The sequence below is a fragment of the Flavobacterium agrisoli genome (genome assembly GCF_016522065.1).
GTDB lineage: Bacteria > Bacteroidota > Bacteroidia > Flavobacteriales > Flavobacteriaceae > Flavobacterium > Flavobacterium agrisoli.
In genome coordinates, this window is sequence record NZ_JAEHFV010000001.1 from 1,082,496 (window position 1) to 1,107,024 (window position 24,529).

At 33.8% G+C, this 24,529-nt stretch carries 21 protein-coding genes; 12 read left to right on the plus strand and 9 right to left on the minus strand.

What is annotated here, in order from left to right; genetic code table 11:
- Window positions 1-64: 64 nt before the first annotated feature.
- Entirely contained in the window at window positions 65-1,138 is a 1,074-nt protein-coding gene (locus I5M07_RS04630) for a Fic family protein (protein ID WP_200105023.1), read from the minus strand.
- A 572-nt stretch (window positions 1,139-1,710) separates the two neighbouring features.
- On the opposite strand from I5M07_RS04630, the gene I5M07_RS04635 reads away from it, so the two are divergent.
- A complete protein-coding gene (locus tag I5M07_RS04635; protein WP_200105024.1) occupies window positions 1,711-1,911 on the plus strand; it encodes a hypothetical protein in 201 nt (66 codons plus the stop codon).
- Between the two features lie 50 nt (window positions 1,912-1,961).
- On the opposite strand, the gene I5M07_RS04640 is transcribed toward I5M07_RS04635, so the two are convergent.
- From I5M07_RS04640 to I5M07_RS04660, 5 genes are all read right to left on the minus strand, one after another.
- Window positions 1,962-2,984: an alpha/beta hydrolase gene (locus I5M07_RS04640; RefSeq protein WP_200105025.1), complete on the minus strand. Its 1,023-nt coding sequence runs from the start codon at window positions 2,982-2,984 to the stop codon at window positions 1,962-1,964.
- A 178-nt stretch (window positions 2,985-3,162) separates the two neighbouring features.
- Window positions 3,163-3,513, minus strand: coding sequence for a hypothetical protein (locus tag I5M07_RS04645; RefSeq protein ID WP_200105026.1), 351 nt, complete (start codon window positions 3,511-3,513; stop codon window positions 3,163-3,165).
- 51 nt (window positions 3,514-3,564) lie between these two features.
- Window positions 3,565-3,999, minus strand: a complete 435-nt coding sequence (locus I5M07_RS04650; RefSeq protein ID WP_200105027.1) for a hypothetical protein — start codon at window positions 3,997-3,999, stop codon at window positions 3,565-3,567.
- Between the two features lie 312 nt (window positions 4,000-4,311).
- Entirely contained in the window at window positions 4,312-4,698 is a 387-nt protein-coding gene (locus I5M07_RS04655) for a lanthionine synthetase LanC family protein (protein ID WP_200105028.1), read from the minus strand.
- Between the two features lie 200 nt (window positions 4,699-4,898).
- Entirely contained in the window at window positions 4,899-6,176 is a 1,278-nt protein-coding gene (locus I5M07_RS04660; RefSeq protein ID WP_200105029.1) for an MFS transporter, read from the minus strand.
- Window positions 6,177-6,412: 236 nt separating this feature from the next.
- Here I5M07_RS04660 and I5M07_RS04665 point away from each other — a divergent pair, with 236 nt between their 5' ends.
- The 9 genes from I5M07_RS04665 (at window position 6,413) to I5M07_RS04705 (ending at window position 19,440) form a co-directional block, all read left to right on the plus strand.
- Window positions 6,413-7,021, plus strand: coding sequence for an RNA polymerase sigma factor (locus I5M07_RS04665; protein WP_233621942.1), 609 nt, complete (start codon window positions 6,413-6,415; stop codon window positions 7,019-7,021).
- A gap of 100 nt (window positions 7,022-7,121) precedes the next feature.
- The gene (locus tag I5M07_RS04670; RefSeq protein WP_200105030.1) at window positions 7,122-8,237 is read left to right on the plus strand and encodes a FecR family protein; all 1,116 of its coding nucleotides are present in this window, start codon (window positions 7,122-7,124) and stop codon (window positions 8,235-8,237) included.
- A 159-nt stretch (window positions 8,238-8,396) separates the two neighbouring features.
- Window positions 8,397-12,122, plus strand: coding sequence for a SusC/RagA family TonB-linked outer membrane protein (locus I5M07_RS04675; protein WP_200105031.1), 3,726 nt, complete (start codon window positions 8,397-8,399; stop codon window positions 12,120-12,122).
- Window positions 12,123-12,134: 12 nt separating this feature from the next.
- Window positions 12,135-13,613, plus strand: coding sequence for a RagB/SusD family nutrient uptake outer membrane protein (locus I5M07_RS04680; RefSeq protein ID WP_200105032.1), 1,479 nt, complete (start codon window positions 12,135-12,137; stop codon window positions 13,611-13,613).
- 20 nt (window positions 13,614-13,633) lie between these two features.
- Entirely contained in the window at window positions 13,634-14,494 is an 861-nt protein-coding gene (locus tag I5M07_RS04685) for a substrate import-associated zinc metallohydrolase lipoprotein (RefSeq protein ID WP_200105033.1), read from the plus strand.
- A gap of 15 nt (window positions 14,495-14,509) precedes the next feature.
- On the plus strand, window positions 14,510-15,847 hold the full coding sequence (locus I5M07_RS04690; protein ID WP_200105034.1) for a DUF4302 domain-containing protein: 1,338 nt from the start codon (window positions 14,510-14,512) through the stop codon (window positions 15,845-15,847).
- Window positions 15,848-15,953: 106 nt separating this feature from the next.
- Window positions 15,954-17,543 carry a bacillithiol biosynthesis cysteine-adding enzyme BshC gene (bshC, locus tag I5M07_RS04695; protein WP_200105035.1) on the plus strand — a complete coding sequence of 530 codons (1,590 nt, stop codon included), beginning with the start codon at window positions 15,954-15,956 and terminating at the stop codon, window positions 17,541-17,543.
- A gap of 105 nt (window positions 17,544-17,648) precedes the next feature.
- Window positions 17,649-18,920, plus strand: a complete 1,272-nt coding sequence (locus I5M07_RS04700) for an acyltransferase family protein (protein ID WP_200105036.1) — start codon at window positions 17,649-17,651, stop codon at window positions 18,918-18,920.
- A 100-nt stretch (window positions 18,921-19,020) separates the two neighbouring features.
- The gene (locus tag I5M07_RS04705; RefSeq protein ID WP_200105037.1) at window positions 19,021-19,440 is read left to right on the plus strand and encodes a nucleoside-diphosphate kinase; all 420 of its coding nucleotides are present in this window, start codon (window positions 19,021-19,023) and stop codon (window positions 19,438-19,440) included.
- A 73-nt stretch (window positions 19,441-19,513) separates the two neighbouring features.
- Here I5M07_RS04705 and I5M07_RS04710 read toward each other — a convergent pair whose 3' ends face one another.
- The gene (locus I5M07_RS04710; RefSeq protein ID WP_200105038.1) at window positions 19,514-19,990 is read right to left on the minus strand and encodes a hypothetical protein; all 477 of its coding nucleotides are present in this window, start codon (window positions 19,988-19,990) and stop codon (window positions 19,514-19,516) included.
- 122 nt (window positions 19,991-20,112) lie between these two features.
- Window positions 20,113-21,372 (minus strand): aminotransferase class I/II-fold pyridoxal phosphate-dependent enzyme, encoded by a 1,260-nt coding sequence (locus I5M07_RS04715; RefSeq protein WP_200105039.1) that lies wholly within the window; start codon window positions 21,370-21,372, stop codon window positions 20,113-20,115.
- 259 nt (window positions 21,373-21,631) lie between these two features.
- On the opposite strand from I5M07_RS04715, the gene I5M07_RS04720 reads away from it, so the two are divergent.
- Window positions 21,632-22,420, plus strand: coding sequence for an NYN domain-containing protein (locus tag I5M07_RS04720; RefSeq protein WP_200105040.1), 789 nt, complete (start codon window positions 21,632-21,634; stop codon window positions 22,418-22,420).
- Between the two features lie 27 nt (window positions 22,421-22,447).
- Entirely contained in the window at window positions 22,448-23,959 is a 1,512-nt protein-coding gene (locus I5M07_RS04725; RefSeq protein ID WP_200105041.1) for an FMN-binding glutamate synthase family protein, read from the plus strand.
- A gap of 65 nt (window positions 23,960-24,024) precedes the next feature.
- Here I5M07_RS04725 and I5M07_RS04730 read toward each other — a convergent pair whose 3' ends face one another.
- On the minus strand, window positions 24,025-24,471 hold the full coding sequence (locus tag I5M07_RS04730; RefSeq protein WP_200105042.1) for a YhcH/YjgK/YiaL family protein: 447 nt from the start codon (window positions 24,469-24,471) through the stop codon (window positions 24,025-24,027).
- Window positions 24,472-24,529: the final 58 nt, after the last annotated feature.

The window sequence follows — 24,529 nt, forward strand, 5'->3', positions numbered from 1 at the left end:
ACACTTAGATATAGTGGTTTAAAAAGAAAACAACCGTTCGCTAAGACAAATGGATTTTTTGTTTTTATCTATTTTTAAGAACTTGGAGCAATTTCTCGTTGATAAAATAATTACTCTTTCCAATTTTAATTTTAGTCAAAAATTTATTTTCATCATCAGCCAAAGCATTCAAATAAGTTCTTGCTGTGTGTCGATGAATTTTAAGTTCACGTTCTAAAAATTCATATTTTGTGTAGGGATGTTTGAATATCGTGTTTATCAAATCATGACTATAAAATTTATGATTATTTCTAATTTTTATCTTATAGTCGTCCATTAAATGTTTAATATTATTTACCACTATAATAGTATCCTTAGCTGTCAACTCGACTCCTTTTAACATCCATAAAACCCATTCTTCCCATTTATTTTCAGTTCGAACCTCCTGTAGTAGTCTATAATAATCTGCTTTATTTTTTATAATATAACTACTCAAATATAAAACAGGAATGTCTAATAACTTTTGATGTACTAAAAACAACATATTTAATATTCTACCTGTTCTTCCATTTCCATCATAAAACGGATGGATGCTTTCAAACTGATAATGAACAATAGGCATTTTAATCAAACCATCAACATCATGAAACCCTGGATCATTAATGTAAATTTCTAAATTAGAAAGTAAATCAACTATTTCAATATGATTTTGAGGTGGAGTAAAAACAATTTCTTGCGTTTTTGGATTCTTCAAAACGGTTCCTGGTACTTTTCTAATTGGATGATTAGGCGATACAATTTCTTGAATTTTCTTTATATCGTTAATCGTTAATATTCCTTTTTCCTTAATTATTGAAAAACCAAGTTTTAAAGCTCTTGCATAATTCTGAGCTTCTTTAGCCGCTTGCGAAACATTATCAAACTCTATTGACGATTGGTACAATTCGTCGTCGGTTGTAACAATATTTTCAACTTCATTGCTGTCTTTTGCTTCTTGCAAGGAAATAGTATCAATTAATATTTGTGAGTTGGGTATTTTTTTTATTTCGCCCCTCAACTCTCCTAAAGCTCTGCTTGCTGCATTTAATGCTTTCAAAATTTTTACATTCTCTACATCATAAATTGGAGGTAATGGACTTACTATAAAATCTTCATTCATACTTATAGGTTTTATTTCATTTATAAAAACGTATACTTATTTGTACATGTTTTTATTTGGTGTATAAAAATACCACTTATTTATACACGTTTTTACAACACGTATAAAAAACCACACTTTCTTATACACGTCGCAAGTAACATACCTACTAAAATGGATTTTCTTATAAACATTTTATATAAAACCAAAAAAAACACTACTCCTACCAAATCCTTAACATGAATCATTTTTTTGGCGGTATTAATCATGTTAATCAACTATATTTGCTAAAATTTCATAAAACAAAGTAATATAGAAACAGTCAAATAACAACATATAAAATTAGCGTTTAGCGAAAGAACCTGTATTCTGAAAATTCGACACTTCATAATACCTACAGGGAAGTTTAGGCTAACGTTCACGCATAGCGTGGGCGTTGCTTTGCTTTGTGGATTAGGTATTCGACCACCTCAGTAAACAAGTAATAGCAATTAGCCTGCGCTTCTTTTTTTGGAAAACCCAAAAAATATGCCCAGACTAAACTGGATTGGAAAAGACAAAATCATCAATCATCAAGAGTTCCTTATAAAGTATTGAATCACGAATATGGTTTTTCTGAAGAAGGTAAAACCAATACCGCTGTTGATTCTGGAAATCTTATCATAAATGGCGATAATCTTGAAGCCTTAAAATCATATATAGCCTCTAAAACATCAGTCCTTTTACATAAATCCTTAATTTCTTTTTCATTAAGGCTGTTTATTTCGCCAAGTGATAAATTAAGGAGTTCTTAGAACAAATTTGTTAAATGGTTTATAAAAAGAATTCTTTTTCATTCTGTAAATTATTTTTGTTTAAGTACCCAGTGAATAATATATTCTTCTGCCTTTTCATTTATCTTGTAGATATCTTGGGTTACTACTGATATATCTTCATTGTTTAAGTAATGATTTAAACCTTCAAATACTTTAATTTCAATATTACTTTTGTTATATGATTTTAATAATTCAACGTTTTCAATAGGATCTACATGTATATCCTTTGACCCTATAATATATGACATAGGTATGGTTCGGTTTTTATAAGTAGGCTGAAAATCTGATCGTAGCAACTCTAGATAATTTGGAAAAGTAATATACCAACGAAAAGATTTCTCTTTAAAACCAGATTTTTTCATGGAACTAATGATGACTTTTCTTAAATCCGTATTATTAAGTTCACTATTATTCGCAACAATATTATTTATACTATCAATTACTGCATATTTAGTAGCATCATCAGAATATTTTAAATTATGTTCTTGTTTATTTTCTCCACTTTTTATCTGATATTTAAAAAGTGATCCTCTACTAACTATTGGTGTTGACCATTGAAGCAAATAATCAACTTTAGCACCTTTTTCAATAGCTCCAATGGTAATAAATCCTCCTTCACTATGACCCAGCAAAACAATTTTTTTTCCCTTGACAATGTCAATCTCCTTCAAACGTTTAATCAAGTAATAAAGATCCCATGCTTTAGAAATAATACCATTCTTAAGATGGCTATATTCTCCTTCGGAAGCTCCAAGCCCTTTTTCATCATACCTAAAAACAGCAATGTTCTTTTTTAAAAAATCTTCGGCCAAAACAAAATGGCAATTCCTAGTATCTTTTCCCGCTCCTGGAACTATGACAACTATTTTTTCAAAATTGCTTTTGGGTGTAGTTAGACTGCCTCGTAAAACAAAATTTTCAGTTTCATGTATGGCTGAAACATCGATATAATTATAATTCTGTTTATTAGTCAATTCTTTCTCATAAGATAATGACTCTTGAGAATACCCAACAACTACAAAGAAGAATATTACTGTAAAATACTTAATCATATACATCTAACTAAAATAAAATAAAAATTAATCTTGGTTCAAAACTAGAACCTAACCTATCTATTCACAAGCTCTAAAAAATGAAATTCGGAAAATAATTACTACAAAAAGTAAATTACTAAGAAAAAAGTAAAATTAATTTTCAAAGCAGTACCACCATAGTTTTATTACTAAAATTCTAAGATTGATCCGACAATAAAATTTTATCAATTATAAGTTCCTCTATTTCAATATAACTTAAATCAAACAAGTTTTCCAATATAGGTTTAAAGTTCTCTTGCTTAGTACTAATAAGTTTTATGATTCCATCTGCACCATGCTTTTCATAAACAAGTTTACAAATCATTCCACCTGTCGCAGATATTATAGAGTTATCAAACTCATTCCTTATTTTAAAATTAATGATATCATCTATTGTCACATTTTTATGCCTTTTTAAAACTTTTGAAGTTTTTTTTAATGCTTCTTCAAAACTTTCGTTCCAACCTGCACCTCCTAACCAGGTTGCAAGACCTTCAGTTATAATCATTGGGCAACTTGCTGAATAGGAATTTGAATTATTAAACAACATATGAACAAATTAATGTGGATAATTTTCATTACTATATGTTGTAAAAATTTCACCTATATCAGGATATGCCTGCCCTCCTACATAAGACATCCAATATTCAAAATTATATAATTTGCCCAATGCATCATTATTAGGCAATAAATAATATTTAAAAGGAAGTATCTTTAATTTAAACCTTTTTGATATTATTTTACAGAAATCATTTGCTTTTATTGCTTCTTTTTTATTAAAAGTACAATCAGGATGTACTACATAATTTATAAATCCATATTGATATTTCTCCCAATTTCTTGTATCATAATTTATACAATTTTCAAGTTTAAATGCGCCGTTAGAGTCTCTTACAGCATAAAGTTTTGTTATATATTCTGGTATATTTTTCGTAATCTGTATCTGGAGATTTTGCAGAGAAAATAGTTTTAACTTGATATCTGTTAATACCAATACTATCGATTTGTAAAATTTTTGGACTGTAATAACTATAATACTTTTGTGAACCACTATAAACAAACATTAAATTAGCTGATCTATCTATTTTATATTTTTTATTTTGCATAAAATATTCAACTTCTTTGGAATTCCAGTATGGATTTTTATAAATACTATCAGGTCTCGAATTAAGATAACTAGTGTATAATAAATACACCTTTTTTATTGAAGTTTTCGAAGTATCAACTCTGGCCGAAATACTTGGAAAAAATTTCTGAGCAAAGGATTGTAAAACAACTAAAAAAAAATACTTTTTATACAACATACCTATCTAAATAATTTAGCAGTAAAATTACCATTTTCAATATTCAAAAGTGTATTTCCTATACCTGAGGTACCTGTAAAAAAACCTGTAGATGCTTTCTCAAACTTTGAAAGCCAGCAAATTTGATTATTATCAATTACTTTAGCTTTATCAATAATATTTTCTGCAATGATTTCACATAATTTCAAAATTCTATTATTTTTAATTCTATCGTACAGTTTTATTAAATATAATATAGTCCCGGCACCACCACCTACCAAATCAAAGTCTTTATCTTCTATACAAGACTTTTCTATCCAATTTAAAATCAAAGATATAGCATTATCGTTTAACTCGTTAATATTAATTCCCTCCTCAATATAAAATTCACTAATGTAAAAAGTATTCACAGGAAAATTAAATAAAGAAATTTTGTTAAAACTAGATATTTTATGGTAATACTCGTTATAATCAACGAATTGCTTTATTTAGTGCTTTAATGATATCATTCATAACCATTTATATACTTAGACAAGTATCTAAATACTTTTTAAATCTGCAAAAAAAGCAGTAACTTTTTACATCACTGGTTTAAACATTAAAAAAACACTTAAAACTTATGCTCCTCCTTACTAATCACCAGTAAAGAAACCAACGAAATACAGGCCGCAATCGTGAGATACATCCCTACTGAACCAATCCCGTATTTGTCAGATAACCAAATGGCAACCATAGGCGCAAAAGCCGCACCCAAAATTCCAGCCATATTAAAAGTTAAGGAAGCTCCTGTGTAACGAACGCTTGTCGGAAATAATTCAGATAAAAATGTTCCTACCGGACCGTAAATGAACCCCATCAATGACATGCCTAAGCACACAAAAAAAGTTACTAAAAAGGTGCTACCCGAGTTTAAGAAAAAAGGAAAGGAAAAACCAAATATTGCAATGGCAACAGTAGTATTAATCAACATTTTTCTTCGACCAATTTTATCGGCAACCAAAGCCGATATCGGAATAAAAATGGCAAAAAACAACACCGAAAACAACTGAATCAACAACGCCTCGCGATTGGTAAAACCAACACTCTTAGTATTCCAATTCAGCATGAAAACGGTCATTAAATAGAAAACCAAAAAAGTAGTGATTGCTGCCAAGGTCCCGAAAATCAATTGATTTTTATATTCTTTAAAAACGGTTACAAACGGAATTTTCACTTCTTCATGCTCGTTTTTAGCATTCTCAAATGATGGTGTTTCGCTAATTTTAGTTCGAATATAAAAACCTATAATGACCAAAAGAGAACTGGCAATAAACGGAATTCGCCAACCGTAATCCATAAAATCTTCGGTAGACATTGCGTCTGTCAATAATAAAAAAGTGCCTCCTGAAAGGAGCAGACCTATTGGTGCTCCTAATTGCGGAAACATTCCGTACCAAGCTCTTTTGTTTGGTGGTGCATTTTCGATGGCCAATAAAACCGCTCCTCCCCACTCTCCGCCAAGACCTACACCTTGCCCAAAACGACACAGCATTAATAAAATAGGAGCTGCTACCCCAATACTCGCATAACTAGGCAGAAAACCAATACTCACCGTTGAAATCCCCATGGTTAACAAGGCGGCAACTAAGGTAAATTTACGGCCCACTTTATCGCCATAATGTCCAAAAAAAGCCGAACCCAATGGGCGAGATAAGAATGCGATTGAAAAAGTAGCCAACGATTCTAAAGTGGCTACCGTTGCATTTGCTCCTGGAAAAAATAATTGCGGAAAAACCAACACGGCTGCATTGGCATAAATATAAAAATCAAAAAATTCGATGGTCGTACCAATTAAACTCCCAAAAAGTACATGTTTAATAGAATTTACCTTCTTAGAACCTGCTTCCATTTAATAAAATTGTTAAAAAATTGCACAAAAGTCATTCTTATTTTTGAAAGAGGCAAATATTTCGATTTAATATTTTATGGCGCAATATTTTTTTACAATAAAAAAAAACAAAGACTAAATTATTAATATCACAAATCGCCGTCGAAAACAATAAAAAATTTGGTTTATGTTAAAAAAAACGTAAAATTACGCCCTGATTAACATTATCTTAAAACTTAACTAACCCAAATTTTAAATTGAAAATCCAACTAAACCCAAAATACATTTTAGATGACAACATCTTATGGATGAATTTGAAATCTGGAGATGAACAAGCTTTTTCTAAATTATTTGAGAAATATTATGCTGATTTAGTGCGCTATGGAAATTCTTTATGCGCACATAGCGAACGCGTGCAAGATTGTGTGCAAGATGTTTTTACTGATATTTGGGTTTACCGAGCCAATTTATCAGAACAAGTTTGTATTAAAGCCTATTTACTTAGTAGTGTTCGCAAACGCATAGCACGATTATACCAACGAGATTCATTTTTTAAAAAAGAACAAAATATTGATACGACCGAATTTTTATTCGATTTTTCGATTGAGCAGCAATTAATTGAAGATGAAGTTACGGCTGAAAAAGTGCTAAAACTAAATACCTATATTAACAACTTACCATCAAGACAAAAAGAAGCCTTGTTTTTGCGGTATCACGAACAATTATCGGTTAATCAAATTGCCGAAATTATGTCGGTTAATTACCAATCGGCTACCAATATCTTATTTAGAGCAATACAAAAACTACGTTCCGAATGGAAAGAAAACTTAGTTATTTTGATATTCCTAACTACATCGTTTATTTAAATTTTAAAAAAACATTAATTAATTTTAAAAAAAATCTTAATTAAATGAGTATATAATCGCGATAGTGTCCTTTTAGTAAATATAACCCACATACTAAAAGATGCAAAATCGGAATCAATATACTCAAGTAGAAGACTTTTTAGACGATAAATCGTTTCGTCAATGGATTCTACACAATACAAATTCGGAGAATTGGGAAAGGTGGACTGTTGAACATCCCGAAAGAGCCAAACTAGTAGAAGAAGCTCGTATTTGTATTTTGGCCATGAAGGTGGATCAAACTCCCGTATTACAAAGTACGGTTTCCTCTGCCCTTCAACAAACTTGGAACCGCATTGCAACTAAAGAAGCAACTCTTCACCATACCGAAAATACTAGAATAAAAATATGGAATGCTCCTTGGTTCAAAAATACAGCTGCTTTATTCCTAATCCTACTTTCTATTGCATGGGGATTCAAACATTTTGTGTACACTACCGAAAGTGAGACTGTTTATGAAGAATTAATAATTGAAAATAATGAAGGACTGGTAGAACAAACCAACAATTCTAAAAACCCTCAAATTATAACCTTATCTGACGGAAGTTCCGTTTTATTACAACCCGAAAGTAAAATAAGTTACCCTAAAATTTTTAGCACAACCGAACGAAAAGTGTATTTGTCTGGTGAAGCCTTTTTTGAGATAAGTAAAAACAAGAAAAAACCTTTTTATGTTTTTGCTAATGAAGTTATTACCAAAGTAGTGGGAACTAGTTTCCGAATTTGTGCTTTTGAAAACCAACCAAACGTAGAAGTAATTGTACGCACCGGAAAAGTTAAAGTAACATCTAACAATGAAAACTCAAAAACCAACAAGGAAGAAGTTACTTTATTGCCTAACGAAGCCATCCGTTTTGTAAGACAAACGGCCAAATTTGACAAAATAACCGATATTACTAAAGATGTTATTTTGAAACAAGCAACCAAAAATATTGAACAGCTTAGTTTTGAATTCACAGATATTCCGGTTAATCAAATATTTAAAACGATAGAACAAGCCTACCAAGTTGAAATTGATTTTCCAAAAGAAGCTTTAAAAAATTGTCATTTAACTACTTCGTTAAGCGATCAACCTTTGCCAGAAAAACTAAAAATTATTTGTAAAAGTTTAGGAAATAACACCACCTACGAAATGAATGGAAACGTAATTATCATCTCTTCAGAGGGATGCAACTAAAAAAATTGCCTATGTAATAATGATTAAAAAAATGCACCGAAATGCTGTAACAAATCGGTGCTTAATTGGAATCAAAAATGCTTTCTGTAAAAAGCTTTTTGAAGCGTTTTTTTAAAAAACACCTGTCTAAAAAGTATTAATTAAAACAAACCCAAAATTATGAAAAAACCTGTTGTTACACAACGATTACTCTATCGAATCATGAAAATAACATTCTTTCAAATGGTATTGGCTTTTGTATTTTCGACCGTTATGATGGCCAATAGTGTCAAGGGGCAAAAAAAATTAGATACAAAAGTTACCATTTCGATCACTAATTTGAGTTTAACCGATGCGTTATCAAAGATTGAAAAATCTGCGAATGTAAAATTTTCGTATAACTCAAGGATATCACAACTCAACCAACGAATTACTTTTTCGGCTACCGATCAAAGGCTTTCGATTGTTTTAGATGAAATTTTAAAACCATTACATATCGGTTTTGCAGAAGTAAGTAATCAAATTGTTTTACAAAACAACACGAAGAAAGAAACGAGCGAGGCGTTATTTCAGTCGCCGTTTGCTACTTCTAAACCTATATTTTTAACCGTAAAAGGAAAAGTAGTAGACCAATTAGGCAATCCGCTTCCGGGAGCTACTGTAATGGTGAAAGACACCAAATTAGCCGTTTTAACCGATTTTGATGGAAATTTTTCCATTGATATGCCGGCCAATAGCACAAAATTAGTTATTAGCTATATTGGAATGCAATCCAAAGAAATTGATGCTACGGGTGATTATGTTACCGTGGTATTACCTGAATTGGGTCAGAACTTAAACGAAGTGGTAATCACAACGGGTTATGAAAAAACATCAAAACGAACTTTTACAGGTGCTGTTAGCAAAATTAGTGCAGCCGAATTAAAAGTAGATGGTGTGGTGGATGTGAGCCGTATGATAGAAGGAAAAGCAGCCGGTGTAACGGTACAAAACGTTACCGGAACTTTTGGTACAGCACCTAAAATTACCGTTCGCGGATCTTCTTCTATTTTTGGTGATACCAAACCACTTTGGGTTATTGATGGTGTAGTTCAAGAAGACATCATTAATTTATCTTTTGCTGATTTGGCTTCTGGAAATTCTGAAACACTATTAAGTTCTTCTATTGCAGGTCTTAATGCCAACGATATTCAAAGTATCGAAATTCTTAAAGATGCATCGGCAACTTCGATTTATGGTTCGAGATCTTTGAACGGTGTTGTTGTAGTAACTACCAAACAAGGTCGACGTGATGCGCCTTTAAAAGTTACGTATTCGTTAGAGCAATCCGTTAGAACTGTACCCAACTACAACCAATTTGACATCTTGAATTCGCAAGAATCGATGAGTATTTTTAAAGAAATGGAGTCTAAAGGATATTTAGACTTGCCATCAACAGTAAACGGTCGATATGGCGGTGCTTATAATATTTTAGGAAGAGCCATCAATACTTTTGTGCCCGAAACTGGTGGTTATTTAGTAAATAACGATCCTGTTAGCCGAAATAATTTTTTAAAGAAATACGAATTGGCTAATACCGATTGGTTTAACGTTTTATTCCGTCCGTCGATTACTCAAAATCATTCGTTGAGTTTTTCTGGAGGTGGAAAAAACAATACTTTTTATGCTTCTTTAGGGTACTATACCGATCCGGGATGGACCATTGCGGACAAAGTGCACCAACTTTCTTCCAACATTAAAGGCACTTTTTTTATAAACGATAAATTAAACGTAACGCTGTCTACTTTGGCTTCGGTTCGTGATCAAGAAGCACCAGGAAGTTATGAAAGCGAAAAAGATGTGGTTTTTGGAAAAGTAACTCGTGATTTTGACATTAACCCATTTAACTACGTTTTAAATACTAGCAGAACATTAAGACCTTACGACGACAACGGAAATTTAGAATATTACCGTAATAACTGGGCCAAAATGAACATTTTGAACGAATTGGAAAATAACTTCATGGAAATTGAAGTAAAAGACATTCGCTTTCAATTGGATTTGGATTACAAAATAAATCCGCATTTAACCTACAACCTAACCGGTTCGGCGCGATATGCCAATACCAGTCGCGAACATAAAATCTTAGAGAACTCTAACGTAGTAGGTGCTTACAGAGCCGGAACTCCCGAAGGTGAAGATGGTGTAAATACCTTAGTAAGAGATCAAAACATCTTTTTATACCAAGATCCAAACGATTTAACGGCTCCAAAAGTATCCGTTTTACCAAATGGCGGGTTTTTAAGAAAATTCACCAACGACATGACTTCTTATAACCTTAGAAACAGTATCAATTACCGAAATACTTTTAACGACAAACACGAAGTGGAAGGCTTTTTTGGAACTGAAATGCGTGTTGTAGACCGTAGTAGCGATAATTTTACGGCTGCAGGTATTCAATTTGACAGAGGTTTAACGGCTTTTACCGATCCTAGAATTATCGAAAAAATCATCAATGGAGGTGATTCGTATTTTGGTTTTAACGAAGAAAAAGAAAGAACCGTTGGTTTCTTCGGAAAAGTAGGTTATACTTTTGATCGTCGTTACACTGCATCCGTTACTGGTCGTTATGACGGATCTAACAGACAAGGCGACAGTGGATCTTCGAGATGGTTACCAACCTACACATTCAGTGGAAAGTGGAATATTTCGGAAGAAAGTTTTATGCAAAACGTAGAATCTATCAACAATTTAAGTGTTAGAGGTTCTTATGGACTAACAGCTACAGCAGGTCCAGCAACCAATTCATTAGCTATTTACAGAAGTTATGTTACTGATCGTTTTAGTTTAGATGATAGAGAAACTGGAATTCAAATTGACGAATTACAAAATGGTGACTTAACTTGGGAAAAACAATTTGAAACCAACTTAGGAGTTGATTTAGGAATGTTCAACAACCGTTTACAACTTACTACAGATATTTACCGTCGTAAAGCATTTGACTTGGTAGATTACGTAATTACTTCTGGAGTTGGCGGACAACGCATCAAACAAGGTAATAATGCAAATATGGAAACCAAAGGTATCGAAGTTGGTTTTACTACTAAAAATATCAACTCTGATAACTTTAAATGGTCAACTACTTTAAATTTCTCAGTATACCACCAAGAAATCACGAAATTGGAAAACAAACCAACTGTTTTTGATTTAATTGATGGTAATGGCGGAAATACAGTAGGACATCCTCGTAATTCTATCTATTCTTATCAATTTACAGGATTGAACGATCAAGGTTTACCTACTTTTATTATGCCTGATGGTGAAACCGATAATATTACGGGTGCCGATTTTCAAGACAATCAAAATGTGACCGATTACTTGAAATACGAAGGTTCAATAGAACCTAATAAATCGATTGGTTTGGCCAACACGTTTACTTATAAAAATTGGTCTTTGTATGTGTTTTTTGTAGGATCGGGTGGAAACAAAGTTCGTTTAAATCCTATTTACGACAGTACTTATGATGATTTAACAGTATTTACCAAAGACTTCACCAACCGTTGGATTAATCCTGGCGACGAAAACTTCACGAATGTTCCTGTTATTGCCGATCAACGTTTAAATTCTAATTACGGAGGTGCAAGAACCTTAGCAAGAGCATACAACACTTACAATTACTCGGATGTTAGAATTGCCGATGGTGATTTTGTTCGATTAAAAAACATTTCGTTAAGCTGGGAATTCCCAAGTAATTTCAAAAAAGACTTAGGAGTAAACGCTTTCACATTAAGAGCCTCATCAGTAAACCCTTGGTTAATTTATTCAGATAAAAAACTGAACGGCCAAGATCCTGAATTCCGTAACAGCGGTGGTGTTGCCATGCCGGTAACTACACAGTACACACTTGCTTTAAACATTTCATTTTAACAATTCATGAGTATGAAAAAATTAAACCCACTATATTTAATGTTACTACTTATAAGTGTGAGTAGTTGTGATGATTTCTTGTCTGAAAAACCAGATAACCGAACCGAAATTAATACACCCGAAAAAATTTCTGAAATTTTAGTCTACGCCTATCCTCAGATGAGTTATTTTGACATTGCCGAAACCATGTCGGATAACGTTTTTGATAGCGGAATGGCCGAAACTTTGCAAAAAAACGAGCAAAATTACAATTGGGAAATTCAAACCGAAACCAATAATATTGACACACAAGCTTATTATTGGGATGCATGCTACAGAGCTATTGCGCATGCCAATACGGCTTTACAAGCCATTGAAGAATTAGGAAGTCCGAGCAATTTAAATCCGCAAAAAGGAGAAGCTTTATTGGCTAGAGCGTATTCTCATTATATGTTGGTATCACTTTGGTCACAACGATACAATCCGGCTACAGCTAGCACAGATATGGGAATTCCGTATGTAACTGCACCCGAAACTTCTTTATTGGCATCCTATGAAAGAAATAGCGTTCAAGAAGTTTTTGATTTTATTGAGGCCGACATTACCGAAGGTTTGCCCTTGGTTACCAACGATTACAAAGAACCTAAATTTCATTTCAATAAAGATGCAGCTAAAGCATTTGCTAGCCGCTTCTATTTAATTAAAGGAGATTGGCAAAAAGTAATTGATTTATCAAACGATTTGGGTTCTAGACCAGAAGGTAGACTTCGTGATTTTGCTTCTTATGATTTAATGACAGCAGATCAACAACGTGTTGCTTACGCTGCTAGTGATGCTCCAACCAATTTATTGCTTGTTTCAGCCAATTCAATCATTATGAGATCGGCTTCTCAAAGCAGGTATTATTTATCGGGAGCGCGTTATTCTGAAATTTTAGGTTCTAGTACCAGTTTATTTAACAAAAGTTGGTTATTCAATTTTTACTCGTATAACAGCAGTATTACCGTATTCATGCCTAAATTTTATGAATATTTCAAATATACAAACGTAACCGCCGGAATTGGCGAACCTTATGTAGCCGAAGTATTATTAAGTAATGATGAGTTCTTCTTAAACCGAATTGAAGCCCATGTAATGGCGGGTCAAATTGATTTGGCTACACAGGAATTAGAATACTTTTTATCAACCCGAGCAGTTGGTTACAATCCAACAACCGATAAATTAACTGAAGCGAAAGTAGTAGCCAAATATCCGGTCATTGCGGATGAATATACTCCTTTTTACAACATGACACCCGTTCAAACGTCTTACATAAAAGCGATTGCCGAAGCAAGACGTAGGGATTTTATTCACGAAGGAATGAGATGGTTTGATGTAAAACGTTTTAACATCGTGGTCAATCATGAAAGCTACAACAAACCTACAAATGTTTTAGCCAAAGATGACAACCGTAGAGCCTTACAAATACCACTTCATGCTTCTACTACTGGTATTGAATTAAATCCAAGATAATTTGTAAAATTTGAACGATTATGAAAGCATTAAAATACAATAAAATAGCCTTTTTGTTTTTAACACTAGCGGCTCTAAGTTCTTGCTCGCACGAAGAACAACCTACCGAAAGTCAGCTCGACTTTAATCAGCCTTCCAAAACAACGTTAGACAATTGGATTGGCGATAATTACTTAAATCCCTACAATATTAATGTACAATACAAATGGAACCAAAACACTGTTGATGTAAGCCGTTTTTTATATCCACCAGCAGTTAACAAAGTACAACCCGCATTAGAAATTGTTAAAAAAATCTGGTTGGACAGTTATAAAACAATCGGAGGAACCAATTTTGTCAAAATAATTGCACCTCGTGAAATTGTATTAGTAGGTGGTGTTAACTTAAATAGTGTAGGAACTAAAACCTTAGGAATTGCCGAAGGTGGTCAACGTGTTACCTTGTTTGAGACGGATTATATTGACAAAACAAACAGAAACAATATCAAACAATTTATACACACCATTCAGCACGAGTACATTCATATTTTAAATCAAAACAAACCTTTTGACGAAAAATCATGGTCGGTTATCACGCCTGTTGGGTATACTGCCGATTGGTACAATTATACCATTGCATCGTCAAACGAATTGGGTTTCATAACCAGTTATGCACGATCTAACATTAACGAAGATTTTGCCGAAACAGCCTCTATGATCTTAATTAGCTCCAAAGCAGAATACGCTGCCTTTTTAGCAGGAATAAAAAGTCCAACAGCTTTGGCGGCACTAAAAGCTAAAGAAGCGATAGTGGTAAAATACTTTAAAGATGCTTTTGATATGGACTTTTATGCCTTACGTGATGAAGCCGAGAAAAACACAAATGCTGTTATAAATAATTAATTAAATTTTCTAATTATGAAAGCTAAAAATATTATCCAGTTTTTACTTGCCGGTTTTATAGTTTTACTACTTGCGGCCTGTAGCAATACCGATGCGGAGCAGCTGTTTGAGGAAACACCAACCGAGCGTTTGAATGCGCAAAAAAAAGAATTAAATGATTTGTTACTTTCTTCTGAAAACGGTTGGAAAGCTGTTTATTTTACATATGACAGTGTTTTAGGTGGCTACACACACTTATTTAAATTTGCTTCGGATGGTACCGTTCAAATGGCCTCTGATTTTGATGCCGATACCAAAGTGTACAACAGCGAATATCAAATTCAATTAGGAAGTACCGTAAGTTTGGTGTTTACTACTAAAAACCGAATCCATCTTTTGTCCGAATCCGATAATTATCCAATCGCTGCCTTACGAAGCAAAGGGTATTTAGGCGATTTCCAATTTTTATATTACGGAGAGGAAAATGGCGATATTGTTTTTAAAACCAACCGAAACAATCACGAATTGCGTTTTGTAAAAGCAACCCCTCAAGATTGGACCGATTTGCCTAAAAACATCGATATGATTAAAAATGTAGTAGGAAGCGATTCTCGTCCGCTTTTCCGGTTACTCGAAACAACCGACGGTACGACAACACATCAATTTGATTTTACTTTTTCCGAAGTAACTCGTTTCGCAGAGGCTAATTCAATTGAATCGGGTTATTCATTTACCTATGAAATGGGAGTGGGTTATGCTCCAAACGGAATCATTATTAGTCCTGCAGTAGAAGTTGGAGGTCAAAAGTTATCCAATTTCGTATACAATGATCTTGATGGTAGTTTTACAGCTACAGGAACAAACGGTGTAAGTGCTACTATTAAATATTCGACTAAACCTTTAGTAATCACGGATGACTATAAAGCATTATTACCAGGTAACCCACAAAGTGTTTATGGTTATATTTCTGCCAACTTATATACTGCACCAAGCAATTCCAAAATGTTCAAAGACCTTGTAAATAAAGTAAATGCAACTTTACCGGCTACTCAGTCCTTAGCTCGTATTCAAATTGTATTTAACAATGCTACAAATGGTACTTATATACAGTATTTATTTAACGGAGGAAAAGCAACCATATCGCATTTAGTAACCACTAAAGAAGATGCTGCCAATAAAACCATTATTTTAACCAATGTTGGCTGGACACAATCCGCTGCTAATGTGGCTTTCTTGAAAGAGTTAGACGACCAACTTACCAACCCAAGCGGTTTGTATGTTAAAAAAGAATCATTTAAGATAACTTATAGTAATGTTATCTGGACATTTACAAGTGCTGCAAGTAATTTTAGAATGACAACGTATGCACTCTAATTAAATTTTTTGATTTTAGTAGAGAGGTTGCCCGTCAAAAGGCAACCTTTTTATTTTAACAAAAGTCAGTCATAATTTTTGTTATTTTAGCATTAAAATAATTTTTATGCCTACCGACTGTATCAGCTATCAAAATTCAGGATATTTTTCCAACTTAATTACTGATTATTTAGACCAAAAAACCCATCTAAAAGACCTCTACAATCGGTTTCCTACCTTAGAAAACTTCAAAGAACAAATAGCCGAAAAAGAAGTCGCTTTTAATCAAAATCATCGTTCCCTTTTGGTAACTGTTTTGCAAAAACAATACAGTCAACTTTCTATTTCGCATTTTACCCAACAAAATATTGATTCGTTAAAAGCCAATACTACTTTTACTGTCACCACCGGTCACCAACTCAATTTGTTTTCGGGACCTCTGTATTTTTTATACAAAATTATTTCAACACTAAATTTAACCAACCAACTGAAAGCAGCATATCCGGCCTATAATTTTGTTCCAGTATATTGGATGGCGACCGAAGATCATGATTTTGAAGAGATCAATTATTTTAATTTTAAAGGAAAAAAATTCCGATGGAACACCAAAAGTACTGGACCTGTTGGACGCCTTTCTACAGAAGGATTAGACGATTTTTTTGAAATATATGCAAAAGAATTAGGCGCTAGCAACAATGCTGCTTACCTTAAATCATTGTTCGAAAACAGCTATTTAAAACACAATAATCTGGCCGATGCTACCCGATATTTGGCCAATGAATTATTCGGTTCGTATGGGTTGGTGATACTCGATGCTGATTCGGCCGAATTAAAACGACAATTTATTCCGTATATCAAAGAAGAGCTTACACAGCAAATCGCTTTTGAAAAAGTTAACGAAACAACCAAAGTACTCGAAAATTATTCGGTACAAGTAAACCCAAGAGAAATCAATTTATTCTATATCGAAGACAATTTACGCGAACGAATTGTTTTTGAGCAAAATGTATACAAAATAAACAATACTAAAATGGAATTTTCGAAAGATGAAATTTTCGATTTAGTAGAAAAACACCCCGAAAAATTCAGTCCAAACGTGATTATGCGTCCGCTATACCAAGAAGTGATTTTACCCAATTTAAGTTATATTGGTGGCGGAGGTGAAATTGCTTATTGGCTCGAATTAAAATCATTTTTTGATGCGGTAAAAGTGCCTTTTCCGATTCTTTTGGTTCGCAATTCGGTACTTTTGGCAACCGAAAAACAAACTAAAAAAGCAGATAAACTCCATTTAAACTGGGCCGATTTATTTGCTAAACAAACGGATTTAGAAAACAAAATTACACATCGCATTTCCGAATTTCCAATTGATTTAACAACTCAAAAAGAATCCTTACAGCAACAATTTGAATACCTATTTCAGATTGCACAACAAACAGACTCTTCCTTTTTGGGTGCGGTAAAAGCACAAGAAATCAAGCAAACAAAAGGACTCGAAAAATTAGAAAAACGATTGTTAAAAGCACAAAAAAGAAAATTACACGACCAATTGGAACGGGTAACCGAATTGCAAAACGAGTTATTTCCGAACCAAAGTTTACAAGAACGTCAAGCCAATTTCTCCGAATTTTATTTAGAAAAAGGAAATGAGTTAGTTTCTATTTTAATTCATAAATTGCAACCGTTAGAGAATCACTTTTCTATCATCACCATATAATACCGTTTTGTTTTTGGGATACAAATAACCACCTCATCCTAAGACAAAACGTTTTAAACCAAATAGCGATTTTTAAAATTATTTATTCATTTTTACCCGAATCAAATGGTAAGAGAACGCTTAATTTCGCTAGATGTCTTTCGTGGACTTACAATTATGTTAATGACAATCGTGAACAATCCCGGCGATTGGTCGCATGTTTATCCGCCATTATTACACGCTAATTGGTACGGTTGTACACCAACCGATTTGGTTTTTCCGTTTTTTATATTCATTATGGGCGTTGCCATTCCGTTTGCCATGCCCGAAAAACAGTACAATAAAACCATATTCAACAAAATACTTGTTCGTTCCGTTCGCATGTTTGGTTTGGGTTTGTTTTTCAATTTTTTCGGCAAAATTTCGTTTTTTGGTTTGGACGGAATCCCATTGTTACTCATTCGGTTATTAATCACCATTGCGATTGGCTATGCCCTTATGGGAAATTTTGCTTCTAAAACCAAAACGGCCCTCGCTTTCGGAATTCTGACTATCTATTTTATTTTGGCTTATGGCGATTTTCCCGCTTACGAGGAAGTACGTATTCCTGGAGTATTACAACGCATTGCTATTGTTTATTTTATGGTAGCCCTACTCTATTTAAAAACCAGTTTAAAATACCAAATCATTACCTTATCTTCCATTTTATTAGGTTACTGGGCCATGATGACCTTAATCCCAATTCCCGGAATTGGCGCACCCAATCTTAATATAGGCACAAATTTGGCATCGTATCTAGACCATATTTTACTTCAAAAACACGTTTATCATGCCACGAAAACTTGGGATCCCGAAGGCATTTTAAGTACGCTGCCTGCAGTCGGAACCGGAATATTGGGACTTTTAATTGGGCAACTTTTACAAGTTAGAGAAACCCAAGGTCGTATTTTGAAGCAATTAATCGGAATCGGGATTGGTTTAATAGCCATAGGATTATGTTGGAACACGGTTTTCCCTATCAACAAATCCCTTTGGACGAGCAGCTATGTGCTATACACGGCTGGATTAGCAACCTTAATTTTATCTTTATTATATGCGCTAATTGATATTAAAAATTTCAAAAGAGGCCTCAAACCTTTTTTAGTTTGGGGCGTAAATCCCATGATTGTTTTTTTTGCTTCACAAATAATTCCGCAAGCTTTGTCAATAATTTTGATTGCCAACCCAAACAACAAATCCGAAAATATAACACTTTATGGCTATTATTACGAATTCGGAATTGTGCCTTATTTTAAAAACCCACTGAATGCTTCCTTGGCTTCGGCAATCGTTTATGCAGTATTTTGGACGCTCGTTTTATGGATTTTATATCAAAACAAATGGTTTATCAAAGTATAGTTTCAAATTTTTACATTTAACCTTTTATTATTGCTATTTTACTAAAATGATTTTATAAAAAAAGTCTATTTTTGTTTAAAATTTAAAAATACATACACAAATGGCAACAAATAGAACGTTCACAATGATTAAACCTGATGCGGTTGCAAATGGACACATCGGCAATATCTTGGCAATGATTACAAAAGCAGGTTTCAAAATTGTTTCTTTAAAATTAACGCAAATGACAGTAGCCGATGCGAAAGCATTTTATGCTGTTCATGCTGAAAGACCTTTTTATGGTGAATTAGTTGAATTCATGTCTCGCGGTCCAATCGTGGCGGCAATTTTGGAGAAAGACAATGCAGTAAGCGATTTTAGAACTTTAATTGGTGCTACTAATCCTGCGGAGGCTGCAGAAGGAACTATTCGTAAATTATATGCTACTTCTTTGGGAGAAAATGCGGTTCACGGTTCAGATAGCGACGAAAATGCAGCTATCGAAGGTGCTTTTCACTTTGCAGGTAGAGAACAGTTTTAATCGAAAAAATATACTTTTACATTCAAAATCAAAATAAAAAGACCGTTTTCTGAAGAGAGAACGGTCTTTTGTATTAATTACAATTGATCTTTTTATAAATGATATTGCCATCAAACTTAATGGCTTTTTTGTCTTTAAAAACAGTCTTTTCGTTGGTTTCTATAATATCACCGTAACCTTCGACATACGTGGTGGGGTCTTTTTTCAGAAAAGCCATTTCCCTCACCGATGTTTTTCCTTCAGACTGAAATGTATAATCGGCAAAAATGGTATCGCCTCTAACGTTTCCTAACAAGGTTCCGAAACTTTTATCTTTCTGATAATAGGAATAAGTAAGTTCACCATTAAAATCGTTTACACTGTTAACATCTAAGGTCAATAGTATAGTATCTTGCTCTACAACGGCTTGATAACATTCAATCTTTTTCGTTTCCATAGGAGCCTCTACTGCAGTAGGCGGCACTACTAAATTATCTTTTTCGTCTTTTTTACAAGAAGAAACGATTATGGCAAATAAAATGATATTGCTGAGTAAATATATTGTTTTCATAACGTAACGTTTTAGTGGTTATTAGTAAAGTAAAGTTATCTGAAAACGAAAAAATCCAGTCGTAAGAAGACTGGATTTTTTTATATAATTTCCACACAAGCTGTGAAAGGTATTTTTAGCGATTACGAAACATCAACCGTTGTTTTTTCGGCAATTTGTTTGTAAGTACCGTTTATCAACTTCTCGCGAATAGCTTCAAAAGCAGTCAAAGTTTCTTCGATATCTTGTAAAGTGTGTGAAGCAGTTGGAATCATACGTAATAAGATAATTCCTTTAGGAATCACAGGATAAACCACAATCGAAAGGAAAATTCCGTAGTTTTCTCTCAAATCATTTACCATTACCATCGCTTCGGGAATACTTCCTTCTAAATAAACGGGAGTAATACAGGTATTGGTATCGCCAATATTAAATCCTTTTTCACGCAAACCGTTTTGTAAAGCATTTACGTTCTCCCAAAGTTTATCTTTAATTTCAGATGATTTTTTCAACAATTCCAAACGTTTTAACGAACCAATAGTTTGAATCATTGGCAACGCTTTAGCAAACATTTGCGAACGAAGGTTGTATTTTAAATAATCAATAACGTCTTTATCTGCAGCCACGAAAGCACCAATATTAGCCATTGATTTAGCAAAAGTAGAAAAATACACATCAATTCCGTCCTGACAACCTTGCTCCTCTCCAGCTCCAGCACCTGTTTTACCCAAAGTACCAAAACCGTGCGCATCATCAACCAATAAACGGAAATTGTACTTTTCTTTCATCGCTACAATTTCTTTTAATTTTCCTTGTTGCCCGCGCATTCCAAAAACCCCTTCAGTAATGAATAAGATTCCGCCTCCAGTTTCTTCGGCCATTTTGGTAGCGCGTTGCAGGTTTTTTTCCATACTTTCCAAATCATTGTGTTTGTATGTAAAACGTTTTCCCATGTGCAAACGAACCCCATCAATAATACAAGCGTGCGAATCTACATCATAAACAATAATATCGTTTTTAGAAACCAAAGCATCAATAATAGACACCATTCCTTGGTAACCAAAATTCAATAAATAAGCCGATTCTTTCATTACAAATTCGGCCAATTCTTTTTCTAATTGTTCGTGGTAAGTAGTATGTCCCGACATCATACGGGCTCCCATTGGGTAAGCAGCACCAAATTGAATGGCAGCTTCGGTATCGGCTTTACGAACTTCAGGATGGTTAGCCAATCCTAAATAATCGTTAATTGACCAGTTCAAAATTTTCTTTCCGTGAAATTCCATACGTGGGCCTAACTCTCCTTCTAATTTAGGAAAAACATAGTAACCCTCTGCTTGTGAAGCCCATTTACCTAATGGCCCTTTATTGTTTTGAATTCTTTCGAATAAATCTTTTACCATAATTACGTGGTGTTTTTGTTGTATTTTAACAGCGGGCAAAAGTAAAAATTAATTCGTTCGTTTCATAATATTTTAACCTACAATAACAATCTAGCAAGCTTTTAACACAAAAAATAGCGCCATTTCATTCAAATTCTTTTCTACAAAAAGCAAATTCAAAAAGAAGTAGTTGCTGATAATTTAAAGTTAATCTGTTCAAATGTTATTTTTTTAGTACTTTTAAAAGTAAAATATAAAAATTATAGCGCTACTAACAAATATGTCACAAAATAATAAAGAACTTAAATTGGCTGTACTTATTGATGCAGACAATGTTCCTTACAGCAATGTAAAAGGAATGATGGAAGAAATCACCAAATTTGGAACACCAACCACCAAACGAATTTATGCCGATTGGACCAAACCCAATGCCAATGGTTGGAAAGGCGTTTTATTGGAGCACGCCATCACTCCTATTCAACAATACAGTTACACAACGGGTAAAAACTCATCCGATTCGGCTTTAATAATTGATGCCATGGATTTACTTTATTCGGGTAAATTAGATGGTTTTTGCATTGTTTCGAGCGATAGCGATTTTACCAAATTAGCCATTCGATTACGCGAATCGGGTATGAAAGTAATCGGAATTGGAGAAAAGAAAACACCAAGCGCTTTTATTGTAGCCTGCGATCGTTTTATTTACATTGAAGTTTTAGAAGGTGCCAAACAAAAAAAGAAACCAAAGCCCTCGCCTTCGGATGCTAAAATCGATTCGAAAAAAGTGGTTGAAAAACCGGTTATAAAACCCTTAAATAAAATTGATTTAGATACTATCGAATTAATTGAAGCTACTATTGAAGATATTGAAGACGATGATGGTTGGGCTTTTCTGGGCGATGTGGGCAATTTAATTGTGAAGAAAAAACCCGAATTTGATCCTCGTAATTACGGATTTTCTAAACTAACTCCCATGCTAAAATCGCTTACTGATATTCTGGAAATTGACGAAAGAGAATCGGATAAAAAAGGCATTAAACATGTGTATGTACGCCTTCGTTTTAATTAAAATTGACACAAAAAGTTTATTGTTACCATGAGAAAAAAGTTTTTCATCTACGGAATACTCCTTTTTATAATTACGGCATTTGTATATTACTATTTTAAAGTTGGGTTTTTATTACTTATTGCGCTTCCTATTTTATTGGTAGTAGGCATTTACAATACCTTACAACACAAACATGCTATTTTACGAAATTTTCCTGTTTTGGGTTATTTTCGGTATTTGTTTGAAATGATTGCACCCGAAATTCAGCAATATTTCATAGAGCGTTCTACAGACGGGAAACCATTTTCGCGCAACCAGCGATCTTTGGTATATCAAAGAGCCAAGAACATTGATTCTAATACGCCTTTCGGAACACAAAACAACCTCAACGTTGCCAATTACGAAGGTATTAAACATTCTATTTTTCCGGCTCAAGTAAACGAAGAATTGCCAAGAGTACTCGTTGGTGGTGCCGATTGTAAACAGCCGTATTCGGCTTCCCTTTTTAATATTTCGGCTATGAGTTTTGGCTCGCTTAGCGAAAATGCGGTTAAATCCTTAAATATTGGTGCGCATAAAGGAAATTTTTATCAAAATACAGGCGAAGGCGGTTTAACTGAATTTCATTTGCAAGGAGGGGACATTACTTGGCAGATTGGTACTGGTTATTTTGGGTGCCGAACTCCAGAAGGCAATTTTGATCCGGAAAAATTCAGAGAAAAAGCCAATTTTGCTCAAGTAAAAATGATTGAAATTAAATTGTCGCAAGGCGCAAAACCAGGACATGGCGGTGTGCTTCCTGCAGCTAAAAACACTGAACAAATTGCCAAAATAAGAGGAGTTGAACCCCATACCTTAATTTTATCTCCGCCTTGGCATACCGCTTTTTCAAACGCTAAAGGTTTAATTCATTTTATAAAACAATTGCGCGAATTATCAAACGGAAAACCCATTGGTTTTAAATTGTGTATCGGAAATACTGCCGAATTTGAAGACATTTGCAACGAAATGATTAATGAAAATTGCTACCCCGATTTTATCACCGTGGATGGCGCCGAAGGAGGAACGGGAGCGGCTCCTTTGGAATTCTCGGATGGTGTAGGAATGCCTTTTGAGCCCGCTTTAATATTCGTCAATAAAACTTTAATCGATTTGAATATTCGCGATAAAATTAGAATTATCGGAAGCGGAAAAATTATTTCGGGTTATTCAATTTTACATGCCATTGCTTTGGGAGCAGACATGTGCAATTCGGCACGTGGATTTATGTTTTCATTAGGTTGTATCCAAGCTTTACGCTGTCATAACAACCAATGTCCAACAGGTGTGGCCACTCAAGATAAAATGTTGATGAAAGGTTTGGTGATCACCGACAAGTCCGAACGGGTTTATCATTTTCATAAAAACACACTGCACGCAGCTAACGAATTACTAGCGGCGGCCGGAAAGAAAAGTTTTGCCGATGTAGACATTTCGATATTTATGCGAGGGGATGAATTTGCACAATTATCCGATTTGTATTTCCCAGATAATCTATCCAAAGTAACTAAAACGCATTAAAAACAAAAAAGCCTTTTAAAACAAATACATTTTAAAAGGCTTTTTTATACAATTTGGTTCTACAACTAAATCAATACTTTCACTACAATTTTATTCAGCTCAGCATCTCCAATCATAGGAGCGTGAACATCTTCTGGAAAGAAAATCACGAATTGATTGGCTTGCAATTCAAAATACGTATCGGGAGCATCATTAAAAAAACGAACATCTTTTTCCGTATTATAATCGCCATTAGCTATTGAACAATTGGCTCTTGGTTTCCATAAAAACCCTTCTTTCCCGCTGATACAAAATTGAATATCAATATTTTTATCATGACATTCAAACGTTTCTAAGGCTTTCTCTTTGGTTTTGGATTCTCCCTTAAAACCAAACATTTTTACGCCATTTTCTTCATCTACCCAACCATCTAAAGCAGCTTTGTCTTGTTGCTTTAAACGATCAAACGCTATTTTAAAAGAAGGATGCAAACCTTCATAACGTGCCGAATTTTCTATAAAATCGATTATCATAGTTTTATTTATTTAATGTAAAATTGTTTCTTTTAGAGGGCTAAAATACTATTTAATT